The following is a 22305-nucleotide window of genomic DNA, read 5'->3' as shown; positions in this document are numbered from 1 at the left end:
AAATTTTATATTAGAGTTTTAAAATTTGAATCTTTTCACTTAATATATAAATTATAGCCGCCTTAACTGATTTATCTGGATAAATTTGGGATAAAATTTCCAAATATTGCTCCACTTGAGCCCTATCTTTATCTAAATTTTTATCTGAACTTTTATAATCAACGATATAAATTTCGCTCTCATTCATACAGAGCAAATCTATGCGTTTTAATGCTCCATTAAAGCCAATTTCTTGCTCTTTATATAGCTCTTTGCCATCTATAATTTCTAAAAATTCTATATTATTTATAAGTCTATTAGCCCTTGATATAATATCTTCTAAACAATCACTATCAAGATATGCTCCAAATCTATTATATAGGCAATTATTAGCTATTTTTTGTGATTTTATATCATTAAAATTTAAACTCTCAAGATAGTAGTGTAACGCATTTCCAAAATATATTAAATCTAGATTTTTCTCACTTTTTATCTCATCATCTTTTACAATCTCTTGACGAGCTACCTTGATAAATGGCTCAAGCTCAACTGGCTTAACCAAGCTACTCTCTTGCTCTTTAATGGCTGGTTTTATACTTCCTAGCTCACACTCATCTAAATTTAGATACTCCACTGTATTATGATTACTTATATATTGCGTAAAATATGATATATTCTTGCCATTTGGATCATCTTTTGCTAAGATTATTAAGCTATGCTTTGCTCTAGTTAGTGCGACATAGAGTGCATTTATCTTATCAATTTTATCAAGCTCTTTTTGTCTATTTTTAAGCTTTATATAACTCTCATCGCCTAAATTCTCAAAAGCTTTATTATTTAATCTAATCTCCCATCTATTTGAATTTAAATCATACTCAATTAGAAATTTATTCCTATCTACACTAGATTTTGCTATACTATCCATCACAATCACATGGTCAAACTGCAACCCTTTGCTCTTATGAAGTGTCATTATAGTAATGCCGTTTTGGCTACTTTTAGCACTTTTGGTCTGATCCTCATCAATATTAAAAATAAAATCATATATATCGCTATAGTTATTGCTAATCTCATATAGCTTTAGCATATCAATATCATAAGGCTCAATGCCAAGATATTTTGCGATAAATTTAAGAGTGCTAGAGATGGGGGCGTCGATTTTTAACTCTAATTTATCATTTTTGCTTTTTAAAATCTCATAGACTATTAAGGAGTAAATCTCATCACCTAAAATACAATATTTGACAAATGCCACCACAGCAGCTACATTAGCACTTTTAATAAGCATATTTGTCATCTGCGTAGATACTATCAAGCCTTTAGATTCTAAAAAATTCTTAATTTTATAAATATCATCATTTTTCCAGCAAAGTATCGCCATATCGCTATATGCTACGCCAGATTGGCTTAGATGGGTGATATTTTCATAAATTTTATCCAAATACTCATTAAAATCAAATCTATCAACCTTTACATAGCCATCATCTTTGCTATTTGGAATTTGATCTATATAGTTTGTATATTTTGATCTAAAAATATTATTTACATACTCTACTATGAACTTATCGCTGCGATAATTTTTACCTAAATTTTGAGTTTTGATCTGTGAAAAATCATCTTTGAGCTTATTAAAAAGCCCACTTTGCCCACCACGAAATCTATAAATACTCTGCTTTGTATCGCCTACATAAAAGAAGCTCCCAAGACCACTTTGCCCTATTCCAGCCACACTTTCAGCGATTAATGGCTCTAAAATCTCATACTGATTTACGCTAGTATCTTGAAATTCATCAATCAAAATATGCTTAATCCTAGCATCAAGGCGAAAATATAGCATATCAATATCTTGCTTATTTTTGCTCGTTAGTAGCTCATTTACCCAGTTTGCAATATCAGCAAAACTCAAGCTATTTTCACGGCGATTTACATTTATAATAGCTTGTTTATATAGATTAATCAAATTTGAAATTTGAGCTATTTCATACTTCTCAAGAGCTAGATAATACTCTTTAGCCGCACTTATAAATGCATCTCTAGCACTATTAAACTCGGCATTATCAATTACTTTTTCAAAATAATCTGTATTTATAGCTTTGACAATTGGCTTTTCAACTATATCTTTTAAGCTTAAATTTTTATTAAAATTCTTTATATAGTTCTTATGGCTACTTAATTTTAACGCTACATCACATAGCTCTTCATACTTTTTCATCGCTAGTTTGGTGGTAGGGCATATGGAGCTATAGGGTTTAAATTTACACTGGCTAAGCATATCTAGCTTATCAAATAGATCGCTCTCCTTGCTATTTGTGCTATTTAAATATTTAGCTACGCTAGTAATCATAGAGTTAGAAATTAGCAGTTTTTTAAACTCATTCTTTACTAATATTTTATTATTTTCTACTGAATTAAAATCAGGCATAATGCCTAAATTTAAGCTAAATTGCCTAAGAATCGTAGCAAAAAATGAGTCAAATGTAGATATTTTAAGCTCACTTGATAAAAACTCATCCATCATCTCATCTCTTAAAGCCAAAATCTGCTTAGGCTCCTTGTCTAAAAGCTCACAAAGTTCTGCTAACTCGCCTTTTTGCTTATCTTCATGTAGATTACAAAATGTGGTTATAATCCTATGAAACATCTCATTGGCAGCTTTGTTCGTAAAAGTTAGCGCAAGAATCTTGCTTGGGTGATTGCCTTGTAATAATAAGGCGATGTATCTAACAGAAAGTGCAAATGTCTTACCGCTTCCAGCACTTGCTTCTAGGCATAAATAGCTCTCAAAACTCATTTTAATTCCCTTAAGCATATCTGAGTATAAGGACAATAAACACACGAATTTGTATTTTGACTAAAGGGAATTTTGGATTTATTAATATCTTTTAGCTTTTTTAAAGTATTACTTAATTCATCAATACTTTTTTTATTTGGTGTAAATTTATTATCTTGTAATGAGTAGAAAAAGCCTTTAGCTTCTCTATTAAATTTCGCCATATAAAGCGCTTCGTAAAATGCTAGTTGGAGTGATGCCCCATCTACACTTCCGCTTTTATAATCAATTAGCCAAATCTCATCGCCTTTTATATCCACCCTATCAATCTTGCCTTTGATAGGAATTCCATTAAACTTAGCTTCAATCTCCATCTCACAACCCAAAACACTAAAACCATCATCAAAATGGCTATTTTGCTCAATTTCAAACTCATCAAGCTTAATCTTAAAAAGCTCATTTTTCAAGGTTGTATCGCTATCTTCATACTTGCTATATAGCTTTAAAAATTCATCTTTATTAAATTTATCTAGGGATTTCTCAAAATACTCTTGCAATGCATTATGCACAGCACTTCCAAACTCAACCGCCTCTTTATCGCTAAATCTATCTTGGCTAATATTTTTAATGTATTTATAGTAGTATTGCCTTGGGCATTTAATATATGTATTTAAGCGACTAAATGAGATTGGAGAATCAAAGAAATCGTGCTCTAATATAATTTGGCTAGGCTCTAAAATAATAGATTTTCCGCCTTTATAAAGCGAGTTTTCATATGAAATTTGCGGAATTTGAATATGGGTGATATTTTTAAAATCCTTAATAAATCTAGATACCATCTGCTCATCATTCTCAACATAGCTAATAGATACCATCTTAGCCCTATTTATCAGGCTTTCATAATAAAATCTTTGTAAATTTTCCCTATCACTATGGCTGATTAATCCAGCATTTTTCCTAACTGATGAGCTTAAAAACATCTCTTTATGGCTTCTTTTTGGCACAAATGAGTCATTAAAATCTACAATTATCACCCCATCATACGCCTTTGAGCGACTCTCTAAAATTCCCATCGCAGTTACCAATCCCCCACCAACCATACTTTGGGTTTTAGTCGAGATATTAAGCAAAAATAGCTCAAAAATATCGCTAAATTTAAGCTCAATTTGACGCAAAAGATTTTTAATGGTAAATAATTCACCTTGGATAATCTCAGCCACTTCAGAATCTATTTTCACGCAGTTTGATATGGATTTTATCAAATTCTCAAAACTATCAAAATCAGCCTTGCTATAAAATATATTTTTTATATCGCCATATAGCTGCACAGGTAGCTTGAAGTCATTTAAAGTGGCGATTATTTGGTTTGGATTTTTGGCTTTTTTGATATAATTCTCATCAAATTCATACTCTAGCTCTTCTATAACTGCCTCTTTTATGCTATGCAAAATTATATAAATAGGGCTATTTTTCAAGCTTTTACCCATAGCGTAATTTAGCATATTATTCTCATCAAGATTTTGTAGTATCAAAGCAAAGCTCTCATCAGGTAGTATCACGGCGATATTTTGCGGCTCTATTCCACTCTTAACCATCTTAGAAATCTCATCAAATACAAAAGCCGCTTGTAAGCTGCGAAGAGAAAATCCTTTAAGATTGATTGTTGGCTGAGTGTTTAATTTTATCTCTTCTTCTATAATTCTATCGCTTAAATTAATCTTATAACTATAGCCGATTTTTAAATTTAAACCCGTAAAATGGGTAATCTCTTTTATAATTTTTTGATTAAATTTACTACAATCAACGCTTATAATAAATGGAATTTGCTCACTTACCTTAATCAATATCTCCCAATCCAAAGCGGTCAAATTCCCATCAAGTCTAAACTCAATCTTATCAAAATTATTAATAAAATTTAGATTAATCTCATAGCAATCGCTAACTACTATATCATCATATAAATTTAACTCTTCTAAGCTCTTTTTATAAATCCGCCCTAAATTATCTAAAATAGCCAAATGCTCCTCATAGCTTGCGTATGTATCAGCCATATTTAAATCAGATATGGAGCATTTTTCTCTACTAAGCTCTTTAAAAAATGAGAAAAGATAGTGTGAATTTTTTAAAAATAGCAAAAATTCATCTTTGATATTTAAGATTTTTGAGATATTTTTAACCTTGCTAATTGCCGTTTGCATATGGAGCAAACACTCTATTTGAGTAGCACAGCGTCTATTAGGCACATAGATAATTTGAGTGAAAAAATCAGCTATACTAATACTTTTTGGCAAAAGCGAATTTGCCCCTAGCTCATTAGAGTAAAAATCCCTTACATTCCTAGATGAACTAAGAACAAAAAGCGTCCTATTTGGCATACAACTCCACTTGATAAAATCCAGTTTTATTCTCATCAACAGCGAGTTTAGCCTTTAGCTGCCACCTACCTGCTTTGGTTAGATTAAGATTGTTTATTATCAATTTACCATCTAAAATTTGAGGTGCTAACTCTTTATCAAATTCACTACTATCTGGGCGAGTGAGTAATATTTTAGCACTATATTTAGTAGCATTTGTATCGAATTTAAGAGTAAAATCTTGGTTTAATGGCACTATTGTGGCGGTTTTTCTTTTACGAAGTTTTTCTACTTCATTTGGTAAAATCTCACCATTTAGCTCAATTTGCGGAGTTAAATCAAAGCTAAATTCTCTATTAAAATTTGATTGTGCGGCTTGAATATCATTAAATTTACTATCTACTTTTTGATACTTATCAAAGTAGTAATCATCCATATATACAGGATAATCCAGCGAATAATATATAGTGTAAGCACAAGCACATACTATGGCAAATATGGAGATTAAAATACCATATGGCCAAAATGTTTTACGAGTTTGCATTATTAGCCTTTTTAAATTTACGAATAGTTAAGAAAATAATCACAAAAATAATTGTCCCATATATTAAGTATCTAAAGATATTTATAGTGTCTCTATTTTGTGAGCCTATTGAAGTTTCTAAGCTTATATTTTTGCTATATGCTATTTGGTCGGCTATATCAGCATAGCCATTTAACATAGAGGAATTATAAATATCCTTACCCTTATTTTGTGTCAGCAGTGGGATTATGGAGCCAGTTTGTGGAAATGGGCTTAATACGGCTTCTTTGTCAAAAAGCCCCAAAGCATCACTTGAAGCAAAAATATCAAGCTTACCAGCCTTGCTAGAAAAGTCTTTAGGAAATATAGCTAAAACTACATAAGGTGGCTTTAAAGTTGATATATGCCCAGATGCGGCATCTTTTAGCGTAGAACCATTTAAATCAGATATAGTAAGCAAATCCAAGCTAACGCCAGTTTTACTCTTTAACTCTTCGCCGATTAAATTTAATTTTACCTCCACCGCATCGCTTATAATATTAGCATTATCTACAACCACGCCATAAGCACCTAGACCAAAAAGAGCAGCTATAAAGCCACTCTTAAAAATATTAAACAATATCATCCGATATAAAGACTATTTGGTGTAAGAACTGACCAAGCAGTGATAACGGCTGCGATAACAAGTCCGATAACAATCAACGATTCTAGTAAATTAGACATATCTTACTCCTTAATTACCATAACTTCAGCAGCTTTTTGAACACTACTTCTCATCTCAACAGATGATGGATCTACTAATTTATATGGTTTTTGCATTACATCTTGCTGAGCTACTATACCAAGATATGTAAGCACAACTAATATAGATAGTAAAAGAACAGTAGCAATCAGCATACCGCTAACACCGCCAAGACCAAATACAGATCTATTCATATTTTCCATACTATTCTCCTTTTGAAAGCGAGATTATATATTCGCCAACGGCTTTTTCTTGAGTAGGATTAATAAGTCCTGTATCTGTAAATTTAGGCATATGACCGATATCACCACTCTTACCGCGTTTTAAAACTTCTACTACAAAATCGCTTGAACCATATGTGCTAAGATCTGGAGCCATACCATCCATACCCTTACCATCTTCTCCATGACAAGCCGCACAAGTAGCCCATGCCGCACGACCAATCTCTACTAAATCCTCATTTATAGTAGATTTAATAGCCGTTATCTCCTTAGCGGTAAATGCAGCTATTGCCTTAGCAGTAGTCTCATCAATGCCATTATCAACAGCATTTGGCATATCTCCTAGTGGATAGCCTAGACCTTTTGAGCCTTTGATAATAGCATCATAAATGCCTTTTTCGCTACCCCACTCTATTAAATTAGCCGCTTTGCCATTTATCCCATCGCCTGTTATACCATGGCAAGCCGCACATTGGACTAAAAATACTTGCTCACCAATAGCTTTTAACTCATCTTTAGTAGCATTGTGAAATTTCGCTTGGAAGTTTGCATTATATCTTTTTACCTCTTCATTGTATTCTCCAATTTGAGAATATGAATTTAAAGGATAACCAAATAAGAAATACCATATAGCCCAAGCTATAGTCAAAACAAACACCACAGCCCAACCAACCGGTATTGGGTTTTTATACTCGCCTATTCCATCCCAGTTATGCTCACTTAATTCGCCACCTTCTTTTTTCACTTTCATTAGTTTAAATAGCCTACCTACGACAATCAAGGTCAATAAGATAATAGCTATAGCACCAAGAATAGAAAGCGAATTTACATTGTCTTCTAGATTAAACCATTTCATTTTTTAACGCTCCTATTATCATCTTTGTCTGAAGATGAGAGACTCTCAAGAACATCATCTTGTAAATTATCATTTAAGGCTAAATTTGAGTATTTTTCATAATCTTTTCTGCCTACTTTTTCTGACCTTTTTAAATGAAACCAGTAGCTATATAGTATAACCACCATAGCTACTAACATTATATAAAAGCCATAAGCTTGAAGTTCTCTCATAGTCTCTATACTCATAACAAACCCTATTTTAAGCTATTTAGATATGCAATCAATGCGACAATCTGACGAATTTCGCCTCTAGCAAACGCATCTTTCACATCTTGATCTTTCATTTGGCTTATAATAGCCTCCGCTTCTGCTTTTACCTGCGCTTGAGCCTCCTCCCAGCTACCTAGTTTTGGCATACCCTCAATATCATAAGGGACATTAAATACCTTTTTAACCGTTAAAGCTTCAGCATAGGCTGTTTCTATATCAGCATTTTTATTAAACATATGTTTATACGCAGGCATTATAGAGCCTGGAACGACACTTACTGGGTCTTTCATATGATTTTCATGCCAATCAACACTTCTATAATTACCAATTCTAGCTAAATCTGGTCCAGTTCTCTTTGATCCCCATAAAAATGGTCTATCATAGGCAAATTCACCACTTACTGAATACATACCATATCTATCAGTTTCAGACTTAAATGGGCGAATTAATTGAGAGTGGCATGCATTACAGCTATCAGCTATATATACATTACGACCAGCTAATTGTAAGACTGTATATGGCTTTTTATGCTCTACAGGTCTAGCACGATCAGCAAAATCTGGCAAAATTTCCACAATACCAGCATAAGCTATAAAGATAAACACAAATACCGCAAAAAAGAATGGATTTTTCTCTAACCAACTAAACATTCATTCCTCCTTACGCAGCCATCGGTGAAGCACTAACTGGCTCACGATCTATAGGCTTACTTGATGAGATAGATTTCATAATATTGTAAGCAAACATGAAAAATCCGATTAAATACAATAGACCGCCTATAGCCCTAATCCAATAATATGGAATTAAAACAGTAACAGTATCTATAAATGAGTAAGCAAGGTTACCATACTCATCAGTAGCTCTCCACATCATACCTTGAGTAATTCCAGCTATCCACATAGAAGCAAAGTATAAAACTATACCTGTTGTTTGGATCCAAAATTGTGCTTCCATCAAAGATTTGCTATAAAGTTCTCTTTTAAATATGCGTGGAGTCATATGGTATAGTGCAGCCATAGTCATAAATCCAACCCAGCCAAGAGTCCCATCATGGACATGCCCTGGGATCCAATCAGTGAAGTGAGCTAGTGCATTTACTGATTTTATTGAAAGAATCGGTCCTTCAAGAGTAGAGAACATATAGAATGTAGAGGCTAAAACCATAAATTTGATTAGTGGATTTTCTCTTAGTTGTCCCCATTCACCCTTCATTGTTAAAAGTATATTTATAGCTGAACCCCAACTAGGCAAAATAAGAACTATAGAGAATATAGATCCCATAGTCTGCATCCAATCTGGCACCGTAGAGTAGATAAGGTGGTGACCACCAGCCCAAAGATAGACAAACATAAGACCCCAAAATGAGAATAATGATAGCTTGTAGCTAAATATTGGCTGACCGCTCTCTTTTGGTAAGAAATAGTAAATTTGTGCGATAATAGCTACTGTAAATACAAACGCAACTGCATTATGACCAAACCACCATTGAACTAATGCGTCATTTGTGCCAGCATACATAGATACAGAGTGAATCCAGCTACCCATACCTGTAACTAAACGAGTAGGAACTTCCATATTATTAAATAGATATAGCATAGCCACGCCAAGGAATGTAGCGATATAATACCAAAGTGAGATATAAAGTGTTTTTTCACGGCGAATTCCGATAAGTCCAAATATAGAAACTCCCCATAAAACCCACACAACAACAACTATAATATCAATAGGCCACTCAAGCTCTGCATACTCCTTAGATGTAGAAACACCAGCAAAAAGAGTAATAACTGCTAAAGCTATAACTAGCACATATAGCCAAAAGTGCAACTTGCCTATAAACATTAAAAATTTAGATTCGCTCATAGAGACCTTAAGCACTCTTTGTCCGATATAATACCAGGTAGCAAAGATACCTGATAACATAAATCCATAGATAACGCCATTTGTATGAAGCGGTCTAAGACGACTAAATGTTCCATATTCACCAGCTAGATAGTTAAGATCTGGGTATGCTAGCTGAAAGGCTATCAAAGTACCAATACCCATACCAACTATACCAAAAATAATAGTGGTAAACATGAAGTACTTAGCGACTGTATAGTCGTAGTTCAATGCATTACTTGGCTGCATTAAAAGTCCTCCTGTAAAGTTTATTATCTTTAAAAAATATCTATAATTATATGGTAAATAAAATATAAATTAACTTAAAATAAACAAAATAAATTTAAAATATTTTACATTTAATAAATATGCGTGGAGTTACCGCATTTTAAGGTAACTCTGTAAATAACAAAATTTAATTTAATGTTACGATTTTACTCATTTTTCATCATTTGTTGTGATTTTATAGCCAAGACCAGAGATATTTTTGATTAAATTTGCTCCAATTTTATCCCTAATTCGCTTTACAAATGTTCTAATTGCCGCTTCACTTACCTTCTGACCTGTCCAAACTCTTTGCTTAATATCTTCATGCAAAACCAAAGTATCCATTCTTTGAGTTAAAAGCATCAAAAATGCTATCTCCTTTTTAGTCAAAGATATCTCTACTCCATCGCTATTTATAAGAGCTCTTTTGGCTTTATCAAATTTAACTCCATTACCAAAATCAACTTGAGCTATAAATCCCATATCCTTAGCAAATTTATATATAATCTCCAAAAGCTCCTGCATTTCAACTGGCTTTATTAAATATTTATTAACCCCTGCATCGATCGCACCTAGCAATCTATCTTGATCGCTAAAGGCACTAAGCACAATTACCGGAGTGGATCTAGATATACTCTTAATCTGCTTAGTCATCTCTAGTCCATCTATAATAGGCATTACAATATCGGTAATTACTATATCGGGATTGTATTTTTTAAATTTCTTTAGCCCTTCATCTCCATTTTTAGCCAAAATCAAATTTTTAAAAACGCCATCTATAGACTTAGATACCCAGCTTTTTACATCATTATCATCTTCTACAAACAAAATAGTCAAAGACTTTAAAATCTCATTCACGCTAACCCCTATTAATTATCTCATTTTAATACCATAAATCCTAAATATAAAAGGTAAATTCCATATCCAAGCATAATAAAAAATGAGACTAAATTTATATAATTTTTAAATTTAGCACCAATGGCTGACAAAATACCGCCAAACCCCATCATAACTGGAATAGTACTAAGACCAAAAATAGCCATAATCGCCGCCCCTTCTATTATCGATCCACTTCCAAATGAGATAGCTAGAAAATAATATACAACCCCACAAGGCAAAAGCCCATTTAAAAAACCCAAGATTAGAAGCGATATAGTGCTATTTTTTTGTCTGAATTTACTAAGTAGCGACATTATAAACGAGATTATTTTTTGATTTTCAATACAAGAAAGGAGCCTACCTCTTTTAAAAATGGCAAAAGATAAAATTATTAAGATAACTCCAGCAAAAAAGATAAATAATCCCTTGCTAAAGCCGCTAAAGATAACTGCCGAGCCAAAAAGACCAAACAAAATACCTAAAATCACATAGGCCAAAACTCTACTTAAATGATAACCAAGAGATAAGATAAAATGGGTTATTCTATCTGTTTTGCTAAGCTTAAGATTACAAGCTGCTACAAATCCACCACACATACCAATGCAATGAGAGAGGCTAAAGCCTATCCCAAGGGCAATGGTGGTAAGAATTGTAGTTAGCTCCATTATAAGATTTCTACAAATTTATTAAATATATACTTACTCTCATTTGGCCCACTACTTGCCTCTGGATGATGCTGAACTGAAAAGACCTTGCCACCATTATAGCACACGCCTTCGATTGTATTATCAAAAAGATTTCTATGAGTAATTGTAGCTACTTCACAAATGCTCTCTGGGACATTATAATTATGATTTTGCGCTGTGATCTCTATGCTTTTTGTATCTAAATTTTGAACTGGGTGATTTGCTCCATGTTGTCCAAATTTAAGCTTATAAGTCTCATAACCATAGGCATTAGATAGCAGCTGATGACCAAGACATATACCAAACATAGGGATATTTGCCGCAATTAGCTTTTTGATTTGTGCTATCTCATCTACTAGCATTCTAGGCTCGCCTGGACCATTGCTTAAAAATACTCCATGGATTTGACCTTTATTAAATTTATCTATCAAAATCTCAGCCCTTACATCATGCGGATAAACCTCAAGCTCAAGACCAACGCTACAAAGCTCATTTAATATATTTCTTTTTACCCCATAATCAATCACCGCAACCCTTTTGCCAATGGATTTGACACTACCATAAGATTGATTTTTATGCTCCCATCTTGTGAAAAGATGAGTATATGGCTCTTTGGTGCTAACAACGCTTACATAGTTTATTTCATCGATTCTAGCGCTACTTTCTAAAGCTTTTTTTAGCTCATTTTTATCGCTAATTTGAGTTGATACATATGCTCTTAAATTTCCACCATCTCTTAGCATTTTGGTTAAATATCTAGTATCTATATCATATATTCCAAATTTGCCTTGATCGTAAAAAAACTTCTCAATGCTCTCTTGGGATCTAAAATTACTTGGATTGGCATTAAAATTACGCATAAATACACCACTTGCGTGAATTTTACTGCTCTCTTTGTCATCATCATTTATCCCTACAATCCCAATTTCTGGCATAGTAAATATGATAAATTGCCCAGCGTAGCTTGGGTCTGTGATGATCTCTTCATATCCAGTCAAAGACGTATTAAACACAAGCTCCCCAAAGGCACTTCCGCCCTTACCAAAAGCCTTAGCCTCTAAATAGATACCATTTTCTAAATATATATAAGACTTCATTATATCATTCCTCTTTTGCGTAGCTCTTCTTCGTATAATTTCTCAAATATCAAATCATACTCATCTGTGCCTGGGACCACTTTCTTTTTATAGTTTTCTAAGCGGTCAATTACACTATCTTCGATAGCCTCATACTGCTTTAGATAGCTTTCTATGGCGTTATAAATTAAATTTTTTACCCTATTTTCTGAAACTTCATAATCTATTAAATCATCTTTCCATAATTTTTGTAAAATCTCATGTGATAAGCTACTATAACGATCATCATAAGCAAGCATTACGCCAAAATCTTTGGCTAATTTTTTCTTAATGAGCCAAAACATACTCTTGCGATCAACTTGCATAAAATCAATCTCATTTTCATTTTGATCCAAAAGCTCTTTTACACGCTCTTCTAACGCTCTTTCTTTATTTATATCAACACAAAGAATATCTTTAGCCACAGCCGCTATAGGCTCAGTTCCGCTCTTAAATTTAATAAAACCAGAATTTAATAGATCAATTGCAATTTTTCTTGCTATATATGGAGCATGTGGGAGTTTAATACGCATTTAAATGGCCTTTATAAATTTTTTGGCTAATTTTATCAAAAAAATATATAAAATCAGCTAAAAATAGAAAGATAAATTAAATTTTATTTAGTTGAATTTGACTCTTTAAAAAGCTCATCATTTTTTAAAATTTGGGTAAGTTCAGCTGCGATTTGCGGATCCATTTTAGCAAAAATTGCAGATATTTTCTTAGCTTCAAGTGAGTGTAAAACCTTAGCCGCCTCATCTCTTGGAAGTTGCGAAATTATCGTAGCTGCTGGAGCGTCTTTCATCTTAGCATATATCTCTAAAACCTTATCGCTTGTAATGCTTTTTAACTCAGATAAAATTTTTTCATTTTTCTCAAGCATTCTTTTAATATTCTCTTCTTTTTGAGCTATTATCTCTAAGGTTTTATTTAAATCTTGCTCTTTGGCTAAAATTTGAGCTTCACGCTGATTAAATAAAGTAGTAGTAGCCGCCCTATAAGCCTCTAGCTCCTGGCGTGAGCTATCTATGAGTTCTAAATTCTTAGCGATATTAGCCTCTCTATCAGCTAAAATCTCATCGCTATTAGCATATAAAAATGTGTTTAAAATAAGTATAAAATATATAAATTTCAAATTCTATCCTTATTTCAAAAATGAGTATCTCATAGTGCCTAGCTCATCAAGCTCTTTGCTCTCTTTTTTCTTAAGGTTTTTTAGCTCTTTTTGTATTTCTTCTCTTTCCATATATTTGACTTTTTCTAGCTCTATATATGCTTTTTTATACTTAGATTCAAAGTGCATAATCTCCTTTTGCATAAGTAGCATTTTCTCTTTTATCTTATCTTTTTGACTTCTTAAGAGCTTTTGTTGTTCGATTGTGGATTTAATTTTAGATGATGAGCCGCTTTTTGGAAATTTACTCATATTTATCTCAGTATTTATAGCATCCATAGAGCGACTAAGCTCACGAAACATCGCCTTAGATTTAGCTAGGCTCATCTCAATCTTATTTAGCTCCTCTTCTCTAACCTTTACAATTTGCGAAAATTTATTATTCATCTTAGTATTGTATCGCTCCTTTCTGGGCTAGTAGAGATAATGCTAACTCTAACTCCTGTTAGCTCCTCTATCCTTTGTATATATCGCTTAGCATTTTGCGGAAGATCATCATAATTTTTAATCCCACTAATGCTATCCCAACCTTCAAGCTCTTCATAAATAGGAGTTACCTCATCTAAATTTACTGGCACATAATCTATAATCTCGCCTCTATACTCATAAGCTTTGCAAATTTTAACACTCTTAAATCCATCTAAAACATCTAATTTCATCAACGCATAGCTATCTACTCCATTTAGCTTTGAAGCATATCTTACGGCTACTGCATCTAGCCATCCACAGCGTCTTTTTCTACCAGTAGTGGTGCCATACTCCTTGCCTACTTCGCACATTATATCCCCATCTTTGCCGTGATCTTCAGTAGGGAATGCACCATTGCCAACCCTTGTTGTGTAGGCTTTTAAAATTCCTATTACATTTCCTATACTTTTTGGGCTTAAGCCAAGACCCGTACAAGCACCAGCTGAGATTGTATTTGAGCTAGTAACATATGGATATGTGCCATGGTCAATATCTAAAAGTGTGCCTTGAGCCCCTTCTAAAAGAATTTTCTTATTCTCATCTATAGCTTTCCATAGAATTTGAGTAGTATCAGCAATGTATGGCGATAGAGAATTTTTAAATATTTCAAGCTCTTTGTATATCTCATCTTTGCTAGGTATATTCACCCCAAGAGCGTCTAAATAAGCCCTATTGGCCTCAAAATCGCTTATTAAATTTTCGCTAAGTTGCTTAGGATTAAGCAATTCGCCAACCCTATGCCCCGTGCGACTAATCTTATCAGCATATGCTGGGCCAATGCCTTTGCCAGTGGTGCCTATGGCTTTATCCCCTTTTAATCTCTCTTTGGCTTGGTCTATTAAGGAGTGATGCGATAAATTTAAGTGTGCCCTATCGCTGATATAAAATCTCCCTTTTAAATTTTCAAACTGCGACATCTCTTTTATAAGCACTTCAGGATTTACCACCACGCCATTGCCTATAATATTTATTATATTAGGGTGCAAAATTCCGCTTGGAACTAGATGCAAAGCGTATTTAACCCCATCTACCCATATAGTGTGTCCAGCGTTGTGTCCGCCACCGCTTCTACATACCAAATCATAATTTTGTGAGAGCATATCGACAATTTTACCCTTGCCTTCATCTCCCCACTGAATTCCAACAATTAAATCCGCTTTTGTCATATCAATCCTTCTATTTGCTTCTTAAATTCTCTATCACAGCATCGCTAAATATAGCAAATCCCGCTGAAATATTACCATCTATCTCATAGCTTCCGCCACTACTTAAAATACTATTATCGCATAAAAACCTAAAAAATAGCTTATCATAATATCGCATTTTGGAGTAGTATAAAGGTGCGTATATGCGTTTTTCGTAGTTACTAGCTAATCCTTTAATGGAATTTAAAGGCTCTTTTAACTCGCTTGGGGCAATAGCGATTACTGAGTCTATATCTGCGTCGCTTTTAATGTTAGCAAGGCGATTTAGCCATGGTAAATCAAGACCCAATATCACCTCTAATCTGCCATTTTCAAAAACGCTAATTGGTAAATTTAAAAGCTGGCATATTATCTTTGGAATTTGGATATTGCTAATTTGTAAGTGCGCCTCAATGCCAAATTCCTTAAAAATTTGACTAACAATATCAATACAAGGCATTATACTACTATCGCCTAGTATCTCAGCGCCTATTTGGTAGATCTCGCTATTTGGGTATTTAAATACTGGCTGGATATAAAACCATCTTTTTGTATTGCTATCTTTTAGCCTTTTTGTGGCTATCCGCACGACATCGATGGTGCTATCGCTACGAAGTGCAATCTCTAAATTTTGCTTATCACCAAAGCGTATTAAATTCTCAGGCTTTACGCTAACTCTTTGATGATGGCTAAAATATGGAGTAATAATTTCACTAAAACCGCTATTTTCTAAAATATCTGCCGCTTTAGACTCAATCTGTCTTTTTAGCTTAGCACTAGAGCCAAAATATAGCTTAGAGCCATCTGGAATATCGTGCTCGTAAATCTTTTGCGTATCCAAATTCAAATCTCTCTCCTTACTCCATAATTTTATAAAATGATGCTATATAGCGTTGGATTATGCCGTGTTCATCTTTAATAGCTGTTATAACCAAATGCTCCAAATAGACCTCACCTGCGCGATTTTTGTTATAAATTTTCCCACTCCAACTACCAAAATGCTTTATATCAGACCACATTTTAGCATAAAATACATTATCGTGCCTATCTGAGCGTAATATTTGTGGGGTTTTGCCTATTATCTCATATTTGCTATATCCTGTAATCTTAGAGAAACTATCATTAATATCAAGGATATTCCCATTTACATCGCATATCATAATGCCATTAATAGAGCTTGACATTATAGCATTTGTTAATGCACTTTGGACTATATAGTTTTGATGGTCGCTAATATCAGTAGCAGTTCCGATAATCTCATCAGAATCATTTAGCGTATCTAGAGCTTTGGCTTTTATTTTAGTATAAATTTGCTTACCATCTTTTTTAATTAATCTTATATCGCACTTAACAAGCCTTGAAGTGCCTTCTATATATCTATCTAACTCATCTATTAATATATCAATATCATCTATATATATAATTTTATAAATATCTTCAATGGAGCTAACACCCATATCAATGCTATTTTTATAGCCTAAAAACTCCACAAAATCAACGCTAAATTTCAAAGCCCCACTCTTAGCAAAATACTCAAATCCCAGCAAATCACTACTTAAAATTCTACTTTCGCATCTTTTTAATTTGTTTGTTAAAATCTCTTTTAATATCTCTTGATCTGTATTATCTAATAAAAACATTATAACTTCTATTTGTCCATTTATATTCTTACTGCTTGATACAAATACCCTAAACCACCCATACTCTCCACTTGCTAATTTAAATCTATATGAGCGATCAAGCTCTTTTTTTGTATCATATATGCTATTTTCTAGCTTGATTTTACGCTCAATTTCTAGGCTTAAAGAGGCTATATCATCGCTATGACACAGAGCTTTAATATCTATATTTTTTTCATCACTTTGGATTAGTAAATTTATATTTGAGCTTAGCTCAGTAGCTACCCAGTGATCTGCATATGTAAATTTAACCACAATCGCTGGATTATTCTCTATTATAGCAATTTCGCTATTTAAGCTTTCAATCTTCTCTTGTGCTTTTGTAGCATCTAATATAATCATAAAATATGAATCATTAAAATATAAACTTACTGGCGTGCTAATAACCTCAACAAATTTAATCTCACCATTTGAAAGTCTATGCTTATGATATGATGCTTTGGTATCATAATTTATCTGAATATCAAATATACTCATAGTCAAAAGCTCACCCTTAGAATATCCATAAAAATCCACCGCACACCGACTAGCGTCCATTATGCTACCATCTTTAGCATCAATAAATAAGATCTTTATATCACTCTTATCAAATAGCAAACTATAATACTCTATATAATATTTTAAGCTATTTTGAGCCCCGATCCACGATGTAAAAAACTCATAAATATTCTTATTAATATGGTAAAAATCTAAATTTGAAATCGGCTCAATGACCTCTTTGGCTACAAGTCTTTCAATGAATATTTTGGTATTTGCAATTGGTAAGATAAGATTATTTCTAATATATAAAATTACCTCTAAAAATAGAGCCAAAAGTATAATCACAAAGGTAGAAAAACCAAGATAAGCAACTCCATCTACACTACTATCAGAAAATATAAAATAGAGACCAAAAACACTCATAGTAACAAACATTACTATGATAATTATAGCTCTTTTAAGTAGCCCAGAAGCAAGGAAAACTTTGCCTTGTTGCATATATCTAAACCTTTGGCATAAGTGAATTTACGCAATGTAAGCCTAAATTCTACCTAAATTTTAATAAATTCAAGCTAAATATATATTTTTAAGAAAGCTTTGGTTTAAATTTGGCTAAAATGGCACAATGAAGTTTATAATATTAGCAATTTTGACTAGCATTATCATCAGTGGCTGCACCTTTAAATCCCCACTTTTAAATCTAAACTCCATCTATGATACATATACAATTAGCAAGGACGAGCGAGGTATTTACACCATAATAAAAGATAATATAATCCAAAAAAAGATCCAAGCCAAAATCCTAGCAACACCAAATTTAAGCAACTTCCACATAGATGTAGTCTCACAATGGGCTGAAGTATTGCTAATTGGCGAGGTAGCTAGTATGAGTGATAAGATGGAGCTAATCAATCTAGCTAAAAATACAATGGGGGTAAATCATATCAAAACATATATAAATTTAAAAACAGAAAATTCTTGCCACTTTACAGATGAACTAGCCATACTAACTAAAATCAAAACCAATCTCATCAGCGATCCGCTTATAGATAGCACAAATATAAATATCCATATTATCCAATGTGATGTTGTATTTAGCGGTGCGATCGCAACGATAGAGCAAGAGAAACGAGCCCTTTGGTATGCTTTACATACTGATGGGGTAAATAGTGCTTATTCATTTTTACATATTTTAAAATAGTAATTAAATTTAATTTAACATATTTTTAACATACTTTTGAAATAATTTTGCCAAATTTAACTCAAAGGATAGGCAATGAAAGTCTCTAAACCAATAGCCACCACAGCCACTATAGCTACATTTGCCATTGTCGGCGTTACTGGTGTTTTTATGTTTTTTAATCTTAAAAGCTATGGCATCAAAATAGCCCACGAATATATCGGTATGGCAATGGTGATTGCCTGTGTGCTTCACATATTTGCTAATCTTGCCCCATTTAAGAAGTATTTTACTGGCAAAAAGCTTGGCTTTATCAGTGCTACCATAATAGCTGCTATAGTATTTATGATTTTTGCTCCAAATTCAAACAAGTCAAAACTACCGCAAAAAGAGCTATACTCTAGCTTTATGAATGCGAATTTAAGTAGTGCAATGGCAGCTTTAAATAGTGATAAAACCGCATTTGAAAAATACTTAAATAGCAAAAATATTAAATTTGAAGATAGTAGCATTAAAGATTTTATCTCTAAAAATAATTTAAATGAAGTAGAATTTATAAATACTCTTTTAAATCGCTAAATTTTAGAGCCATCTTAGGCTCTAAATTGACTTTTTATAAAATGAAAAGATCAACGCAGGAAGTAAGATTAACGCCCCAAGAAGCATCATTAGCATAACCAAATCAGTCAAAACGCCAAAATATATAGTCGGCCAAAAATTAGATAGACTCATCACACTAAAGCCTAAAAATATCGCAAATGATGTATAATACATCGCATAGCCAATGCTTAAATGAGAATTTAAAATTGAACGCTTAATACCATAAATACGGCTTTCGCTCTTAAATCTATGAATATAGTGGATAATATCATCAACGCCAATCCCAAAGCTAATAGCTGCTATGGTGATACTCATAATATCAAGGGCAATTCCAGCTATTCCCATCACGCCAAATACCACACAAAGTGGGACTAGATTAGCAATTATGCCAATAATTGAGAGCTTAATACTCCTAAATATCAAAATAAAAACCAAAAATAGCGCCAAAACAACAAAGATAATCGTATCAGCTTGAGAGGCAAATAGAGCTTGGAGCATATTATTATAAAGCACCATTATACCAGCTACTTCTATCTCTACTGGCTCATTTTCAAGCAAAGATTGTAGATCTTTTTTTAATGATTTTATAAACTCATCTCGCTTTAAATTTGGATCACTATCAAGTGTTCTAATGCTAAATCTAGCTTCATTATTTTCTATATTTATATATGGAGTTAAAATCAGCTCCTTATACTCACTTGGCAAATTTTTATATATTAGCGAAAGGGATAGCGGATCAAGCTCTTTATTGTTATTTACACTCTTGCCTACTTCTAATAGGGTTGCTAGTGAGCCGACATTGCCGATAAAATCACGCTCTTGTAGAAATTTATCCACTTTTTTGATAATCTCAAGCTTATAGCTATTAAACCAATATTCAGGCTCGTTAGTAGCAAATTCATCTTCAAAATCCCCTAACTCATCATTGCTATACTCATCTTTGATAGAAGCAAATTTGATAATCACATCAAGTGGAATTGTCCCACCTAGCTCTGTATCTATAACCTTCATACCTTGGTAAATTTCGGTATTTGACTTAAAATAACCTATAAAGCTATTTTCAACCCTTAATTTACTAACACCATAAATCCCAATTATCACAATAATAAAGCTAATAATATAAACAATATATGCCCTTTTAATGGCTATTTTCGCACACCAGTGTGTGAATTTAAAGCTATTTTCAAAGCTCATTTTTGGCTCTATTTTCTTAAGCAGTGTAAGCAAACTACCAAAGACAAAAAACGCCACAAAAAGCGATATAGAGATACTCACGCTCATCATCATTCCAAGCATAATAATAGGCTTAATATCGCTTAAACAAAGTGATAAAAATCCAATCACAGTAGTCAAAATCGCAAAAAAACATGGCTTAAATTTTGATCTAAGAGTGAGATAAACTAGCTGAATATTCGTATAATCTCTATGCTTAAAATATAGCTCACGATAAGCAACAATCAAATGTATAACAACTGATATAGTAATAATAAGCTGAAGTGCTATATAATTAGAGCTAATCACGGTAATCTCATACCCTAAAAGCCCAAACAAACCACTAGCTAAAACCACGCTTAAAAAGCAAACTATAATAGGCACAATCACAAATCTAATCTGCCTAAAAAATAGCCACAAGCAAAATCCAAGTAGTAATAATACGCCACTTCCATACACTAGCAAATCACTCTTAACAAAGCTTACCATATCATCGGCTATCATACTAATTCCGCCTAAAAATAGCTTCTCATCGCCACTATGACGCTTGATAATCTCTCTTATTTGGCTAATGGTTTGATGCTCTAAAATACGCTGAGAATCCCTATATTTTTTAAACTCACTCTCCAAATTTTCAACCATATTTTGATCTAGATTTGGCTGCTCTTTTAATCTAGCTCTTTGCTCTATAAAATTAGCATATTTCTCATCATCTTTTAAATTTACCACAATTGAAGTGGTCTTAAAATCACTACTTACGAGCGAATTTTTGTATAATGGGCTATTTGTTAGCTCCATTTTAGCAGCATTCATATCAATGCCAGCTTTGCTTAGATTTGGCACATTATCTACAAGTTCGCTCATAGTTAAATTTGGATTATTTGTTAGAAGTGGCGCTTTTAATATAGAAAATACAGAATCCACGCTTTGTAACTTCTCAAGATCGTTTGATATAGCCTCAATCTTGCTTAAGCTCTCCTTGCTTAATAGATTAGAATTTGGCTTATAGGCGATGATGAGAAAATTCTTACTCTCATAGCGTTTTACAATCTCTCTATAAATAGCTAGGTCTTTATCATTTTCTAAAAGTAAAGTTTGGGTTGAAGCATCAATCTCTAATTTATATGAAAACACCCCAATCCCAATGGATATAGCTAGGTTCAATGCCAAGACTAATTTAGGAAATAAAACTATAAATTTAAATATCTTTTTCATTTAATGGTTGTATTGTTATCTAAATTTACACTTTGCAATCTCTTTATAATCTCGTTAAAATCAGTATTTTGCGATAAATCACTAAATTGACTTCTATAGCTTTGAATTATGCTAACTCCCATAATATCTATATCATAAATTAGATAATCACTCCCATTAGCAGGGTGGAATTTAAGTATCAACGGGTAGTTTTCACTCTTATTTTTTATAATCGCATGAGCATTATATCGATTTTTATTTGTCAGCTCACCTTTTACAAACTCAATCTCTTGGTCGCTATAATATCCAAGCTTTTGAGAAAAAGATAGCTTTAAATTTGATACAAAAAGCCTTTGAAATTCATCTTGCTGGCTACTATTTAGAGCTTTATACTGCTTAGAAAGTGAGAGTTTAGCCATCAAAGAGTAATCAAAATAACCATCAAAAAGCTCAAAAATCTTAAGCGGTTTTTGCTCTTTGCTTATCTTATTATCGCTCATTATATTCAAAGCTTTTTGAAAATCCGCTCTAAGCGTATCATCAATACTTTTAAGCTCGATAGAAAAAGATATTGTGTAAATTAAAGATAGTAAAATTAAAATTCTCTTCATAT

22 protein-coding genes are annotated in these 22305 nt (G+C 32.9%); 2 read left to right on the top strand and 20 right to left on the bottom strand.

Going from position 1 to position 22305, the window contains the following annotated elements; genetic code table 11:
• Positions 1–10: 10 nt before the first annotated feature.
• The 18 genes from CSUIS_RS02105 to CSUIS_RS02015 form a co-directional block, all read right to left on the bottom strand.
• The gene (locus CSUIS_RS02105; protein WP_192940200.1) at positions 11–2770 is read right to left on the bottom strand and encodes a RecB-like helicase; all 2760 of its coding nucleotides are present in this window, start codon (positions 2768–2770) and stop codon (positions 11–13) included.
• Positions 2767–5160 (bottom strand): PD-(D/E)XK nuclease family protein, encoded by a 2394-nt coding sequence (locus tag CSUIS_RS02100; RefSeq protein WP_192940199.1) that lies wholly within the window; start codon positions 5158–5160, stop codon positions 2767–2769. The genes CSUIS_RS02105 and CSUIS_RS02100 overlap by 4 nt, the downstream gene beginning before the upstream one ends.
• Entirely contained in the window at positions 5114–5647 is a 534-nt protein-coding gene (locus CSUIS_RS02095; protein ID WP_086296909.1) for a hypothetical protein, read from the bottom strand. Before CSUIS_RS02095 ends, CSUIS_RS02100 begins: the two co-directional genes overlap by 47 nt.
• Positions 5634–6245: a TPM domain-containing protein gene (locus CSUIS_RS02090; protein ID WP_180379366.1), complete on the bottom strand. Its 612-nt coding sequence runs from the start codon at positions 6243–6245 to the stop codon at positions 5634–5636. The genes CSUIS_RS02095 and CSUIS_RS02090 overlap by 14 nt, the downstream gene beginning before the upstream one ends.
• Before the next feature lie 107 nt (positions 6246–6352).
• Positions 6353–6571 (bottom strand): DUF4006 family protein, encoded by a 219-nt coding sequence (locus CSUIS_RS02080; RefSeq protein WP_086237716.1) that lies wholly within the window; start codon positions 6569–6571, stop codon positions 6353–6355.
• Between the two features lies 1 nt (position 6572).
• A complete protein-coding gene (locus CSUIS_RS02075; protein WP_086237717.1) occupies positions 6573–7445 on the bottom strand; it encodes a cbb3-type cytochrome c oxidase N-terminal domain-containing protein in 873 nt (290 codons plus the stop codon).
• Positions 7442–7672 (bottom strand): cytochrome c oxidase, cbb3-type, CcoQ subunit, encoded by a 231-nt coding sequence (locus CSUIS_RS02070; RefSeq protein WP_086237718.1) that lies wholly within the window; start codon positions 7670–7672, stop codon positions 7442–7444. Before CSUIS_RS02070 ends, CSUIS_RS02075 begins: the two co-directional genes overlap by 4 nt.
• Positions 7673–7680: 8 nt before the next feature.
• On the bottom strand, positions 7681–8346 hold the full coding sequence (ccoO, locus tag CSUIS_RS02065; protein WP_086296908.1) for a cytochrome-c oxidase, cbb3-type subunit II: 666 nt from the start codon (positions 8344–8346) through the stop codon (positions 7681–7683).
• A 10-nt stretch (positions 8347–8356) separates the two neighbouring features.
• The gene (gene ccoN, locus CSUIS_RS02060; protein WP_086293511.1) at positions 8357–9823 is read right to left on the bottom strand and encodes a cytochrome-c oxidase, cbb3-type subunit I; all 1467 of its coding nucleotides are present in this window, start codon (positions 9821–9823) and stop codon (positions 8357–8359) included.
• Between the two features lie 189 nt (positions 9824–10012).
• Positions 10013–10699 carry a response regulator transcription factor gene (locus CSUIS_RS02055; RefSeq protein WP_086237721.1) on the bottom strand — a complete coding sequence of 229 codons (687 nt, stop codon included), beginning with the start codon at positions 10697–10699 and terminating at the stop codon, positions 10013–10015.
• 20 nt (positions 10700–10719) lie between these two features.
• Entirely contained in the window at positions 10720–11385 is a 666-nt protein-coding gene (locus tag CSUIS_RS02050) for a sulfite exporter TauE/SafE family protein (RefSeq protein WP_086296907.1), read from the bottom strand.
• Positions 11385–12503: a glutamine-hydrolyzing carbamoyl-phosphate synthase small subunit gene (gene carA / locus CSUIS_RS02045; protein WP_086296906.1), complete on the bottom strand. Its 1119-nt coding sequence runs from the start codon at positions 12501–12503 to the stop codon at positions 11385–11387. Before carA ends, CSUIS_RS02050 begins: the two co-directional genes overlap by 1 nt.
• Positions 12503–13054, bottom strand: a complete 552-nt coding sequence (locus tag CSUIS_RS02040) for a DUF507 family protein (protein ID WP_086296905.1) — start codon at positions 13052–13054, stop codon at positions 12503–12505. Before CSUIS_RS02040 ends, carA begins: the two co-directional genes overlap by 1 nt.
• A gap of 83 nt (positions 13055–13137) precedes the next feature.
• On the bottom strand, positions 13138–13656 hold the full coding sequence (locus CSUIS_RS02035; protein WP_086293505.1) for a MotE family protein: 519 nt from the start codon (positions 13654–13656) through the stop codon (positions 13138–13140).
• 9 nt (positions 13657–13665) lie between these two features.
• Positions 13666–14082: a flagellar FliJ family protein gene (locus CSUIS_RS02030; protein WP_086237726.1), complete on the bottom strand. Its 417-nt coding sequence runs from the start codon at positions 14080–14082 to the stop codon at positions 13666–13668.
• Positions 14079–15329, bottom strand: coding sequence for an adenylosuccinate synthase (locus CSUIS_RS02025; RefSeq protein WP_086237727.1), 1251 nt, complete (start codon positions 15327–15329; stop codon positions 14079–14081). The genes CSUIS_RS02030 and CSUIS_RS02025 overlap by 4 nt, the downstream gene beginning before the upstream one ends.
• Before the next feature lie 10 nt (positions 15330–15339).
• On the bottom strand, positions 15340–16194 hold the full coding sequence (locus tag CSUIS_RS02020; protein ID WP_418228977.1) for an ATP phosphoribosyltransferase regulatory subunit: 855 nt from the start codon (positions 16192–16194) through the stop codon (positions 15340–15342).
• A 10-nt stretch (positions 16195–16204) separates the two neighbouring features.
• Positions 16205–18004 carry a PAS domain-containing protein gene (locus tag CSUIS_RS02015; protein ID WP_086296904.1) on the bottom strand — a complete coding sequence of 600 codons (1800 nt, stop codon included), beginning with the start codon at positions 18002–18004 and terminating at the stop codon, positions 16205–16207.
• Positions 18005–18131: 127 nt separating this feature from the next.
• Here CSUIS_RS02015 and CSUIS_RS02010 point away from each other — a divergent pair, with 127 nt between their 5' ends.
• Together CSUIS_RS02010 and CSUIS_RS02005 are read left to right on the top strand one after the other, a co-directional pair.
• Positions 18132–18707: a BON domain-containing protein gene (locus tag CSUIS_RS02010; protein ID WP_086237729.1), complete on the top strand. Its 576-nt coding sequence runs from the start codon at positions 18132–18134 to the stop codon at positions 18705–18707.
• A 75-nt stretch (positions 18708–18782) separates the two neighbouring features.
• Positions 18783–19265: a DUF4405 domain-containing protein gene (locus CSUIS_RS02005; protein ID WP_086296903.1), complete on the top strand. Its 483-nt coding sequence runs from the start codon at positions 18783–18785 to the stop codon at positions 19263–19265.
• A gap of 21 nt (positions 19266–19286) precedes the next feature.
• Here the strand turns inward: CSUIS_RS02005 and CSUIS_RS02000 are convergent, their stop codons facing one another.
• Complete coding sequence (locus CSUIS_RS02000) at positions 19287–21713, bottom strand: efflux RND transporter permease subunit (protein ID WP_086296901.1); 2427 nt, start codon at positions 21711–21713, stop codon at positions 19287–19289.
• Positions 21710–22303 (bottom strand): Tgt2/MlaC family protein, encoded by a 594-nt coding sequence (locus CSUIS_RS01995; protein WP_086237732.1) that lies wholly within the window; start codon positions 22301–22303, stop codon positions 21710–21712. The genes CSUIS_RS02000 and CSUIS_RS01995 overlap by 4 nt, the downstream gene beginning before the upstream one ends.
• Between the last annotated feature and the right edge of the window lie 2 nt (positions 22304–22305).

Source organism: Campylobacter porcelli (assembly GCF_002139855.1).
Lineage (GTDB): Bacteria > Campylobacterota > Campylobacteria > Campylobacterales > Campylobacteraceae > Campylobacter > Campylobacter porcelli.
Note: the sequence above shows the minus strand (reverse complement) of the source record. Positions and strands in the feature narration are given on the sequence as shown.

Bases quoted from the DNA above. Each gene is read 5' to 3' on its own strand.
- CSUIS_RS02030 (WP_086237726.1), bottom strand. From the start codon at position 14,082: ATGAATAATAAATTTTCGCAAATTGTAAAGGTTAGAGAAGAGGAGCTA.
- CSUIS_RS02075 (WP_086237717.1), bottom strand. From the start codon at position 7,445: ATGAAATGGTTTAATCTAGAAGACAATGTAAATTCGCTTTCTATTCTT.
- CSUIS_RS02015 (WP_086296904.1), bottom strand. From the start codon at position 18,004: ATGCAACAAGGCAAAGTTTTCCTTGCTTCTGGGCTACTTAAAAGAGCT.
- CSUIS_RS02025 (WP_086237727.1), bottom strand. From the start codon at position 15,329: ATGACAAAAGCGGATTTAATTGTTGGAATTCAGTGGGGAGATGAAGGC.
- CSUIS_RS02040 (WP_086296905.1), bottom strand. From the start codon at position 13,054: ATGCGTATTAAACTCCCACATGCTCCATATATAGCAAGAAAAATTGCA.
- CSUIS_RS02050 (WP_086296907.1), bottom strand. From the start codon at position 11,385: ATGGAGCTAACTACAATTCTTACCACCATTGCCCTTGGGATAGGCTTT.
- CSUIS_RS02095 (WP_086296909.1), bottom strand. From the start codon at position 5,647: ATGCAAACTCGTAAAACATTTTGGCCATATGGTATTTTAATCTCCATA.
- CSUIS_RS02010 (WP_086237729.1), top strand. From the start codon at position 18,132: ATGAAGTTTATAATATTAGCAATTTTGACTAGCATTATCATCAGTGGC.
- ccoO (WP_086296908.1), bottom strand. From the start codon at position 8,346: ATGTTTAGTTGGTTAGAGAAAAATCCATTCTTTTTTGCGGTATTTGTG.
- CSUIS_RS01995 (WP_086237732.1), bottom strand. From the start codon at position 22,303: ATGAAGAGAATTTTAATTTTACTATCTTTAATTTACACAATATCTTTT.
- CSUIS_RS02080 (WP_086237716.1), bottom strand. From the start codon at position 6,571: ATGGAAAATATGAATAGATCTGTATTTGGTCTTGGCGGTGTTAGCGGT.
- ccoN (WP_086293511.1), bottom strand. From the start codon at position 9,823: ATGCAGCCAAGTAATGCATTGAACTACGACTATACAGTCGCTAAGTAC.
- CSUIS_RS02070 (WP_086237718.1), bottom strand. From the start codon at position 7,672: ATGAGTATAGAGACTATGAGAGAACTTCAAGCTTATGGCTTTTATATA.
- CSUIS_RS02100 (WP_192940199.1), bottom strand. From the start codon at position 5,160: ATGAGAATAAAACTGGATTTTATCAAGTGGAGTTGTATGCCAAATAGG.
- CSUIS_RS02005 (WP_086296903.1), top strand. From the start codon at position 18,783: ATGAAAGTCTCTAAACCAATAGCCACCACAGCCACTATAGCTACATTT.
- carA (WP_086296906.1), bottom strand. From the start codon at position 12,503: ATGAAGTCTTATATATATTTAGAAAATGGTATCTATTTAGAGGCTAAG.
- CSUIS_RS02000 (WP_086296901.1), bottom strand. From the start codon at position 21,713: ATGAAAAAGATATTTAAATTTATAGTTTTATTTCCTAAATTAGTCTTG.
- CSUIS_RS02105 (WP_192940200.1), bottom strand. From the start codon at position 2,770: ATGAGTTTTGAGAGCTATTTATGCCTAGAAGCAAGTGCTGGAAGCGGT.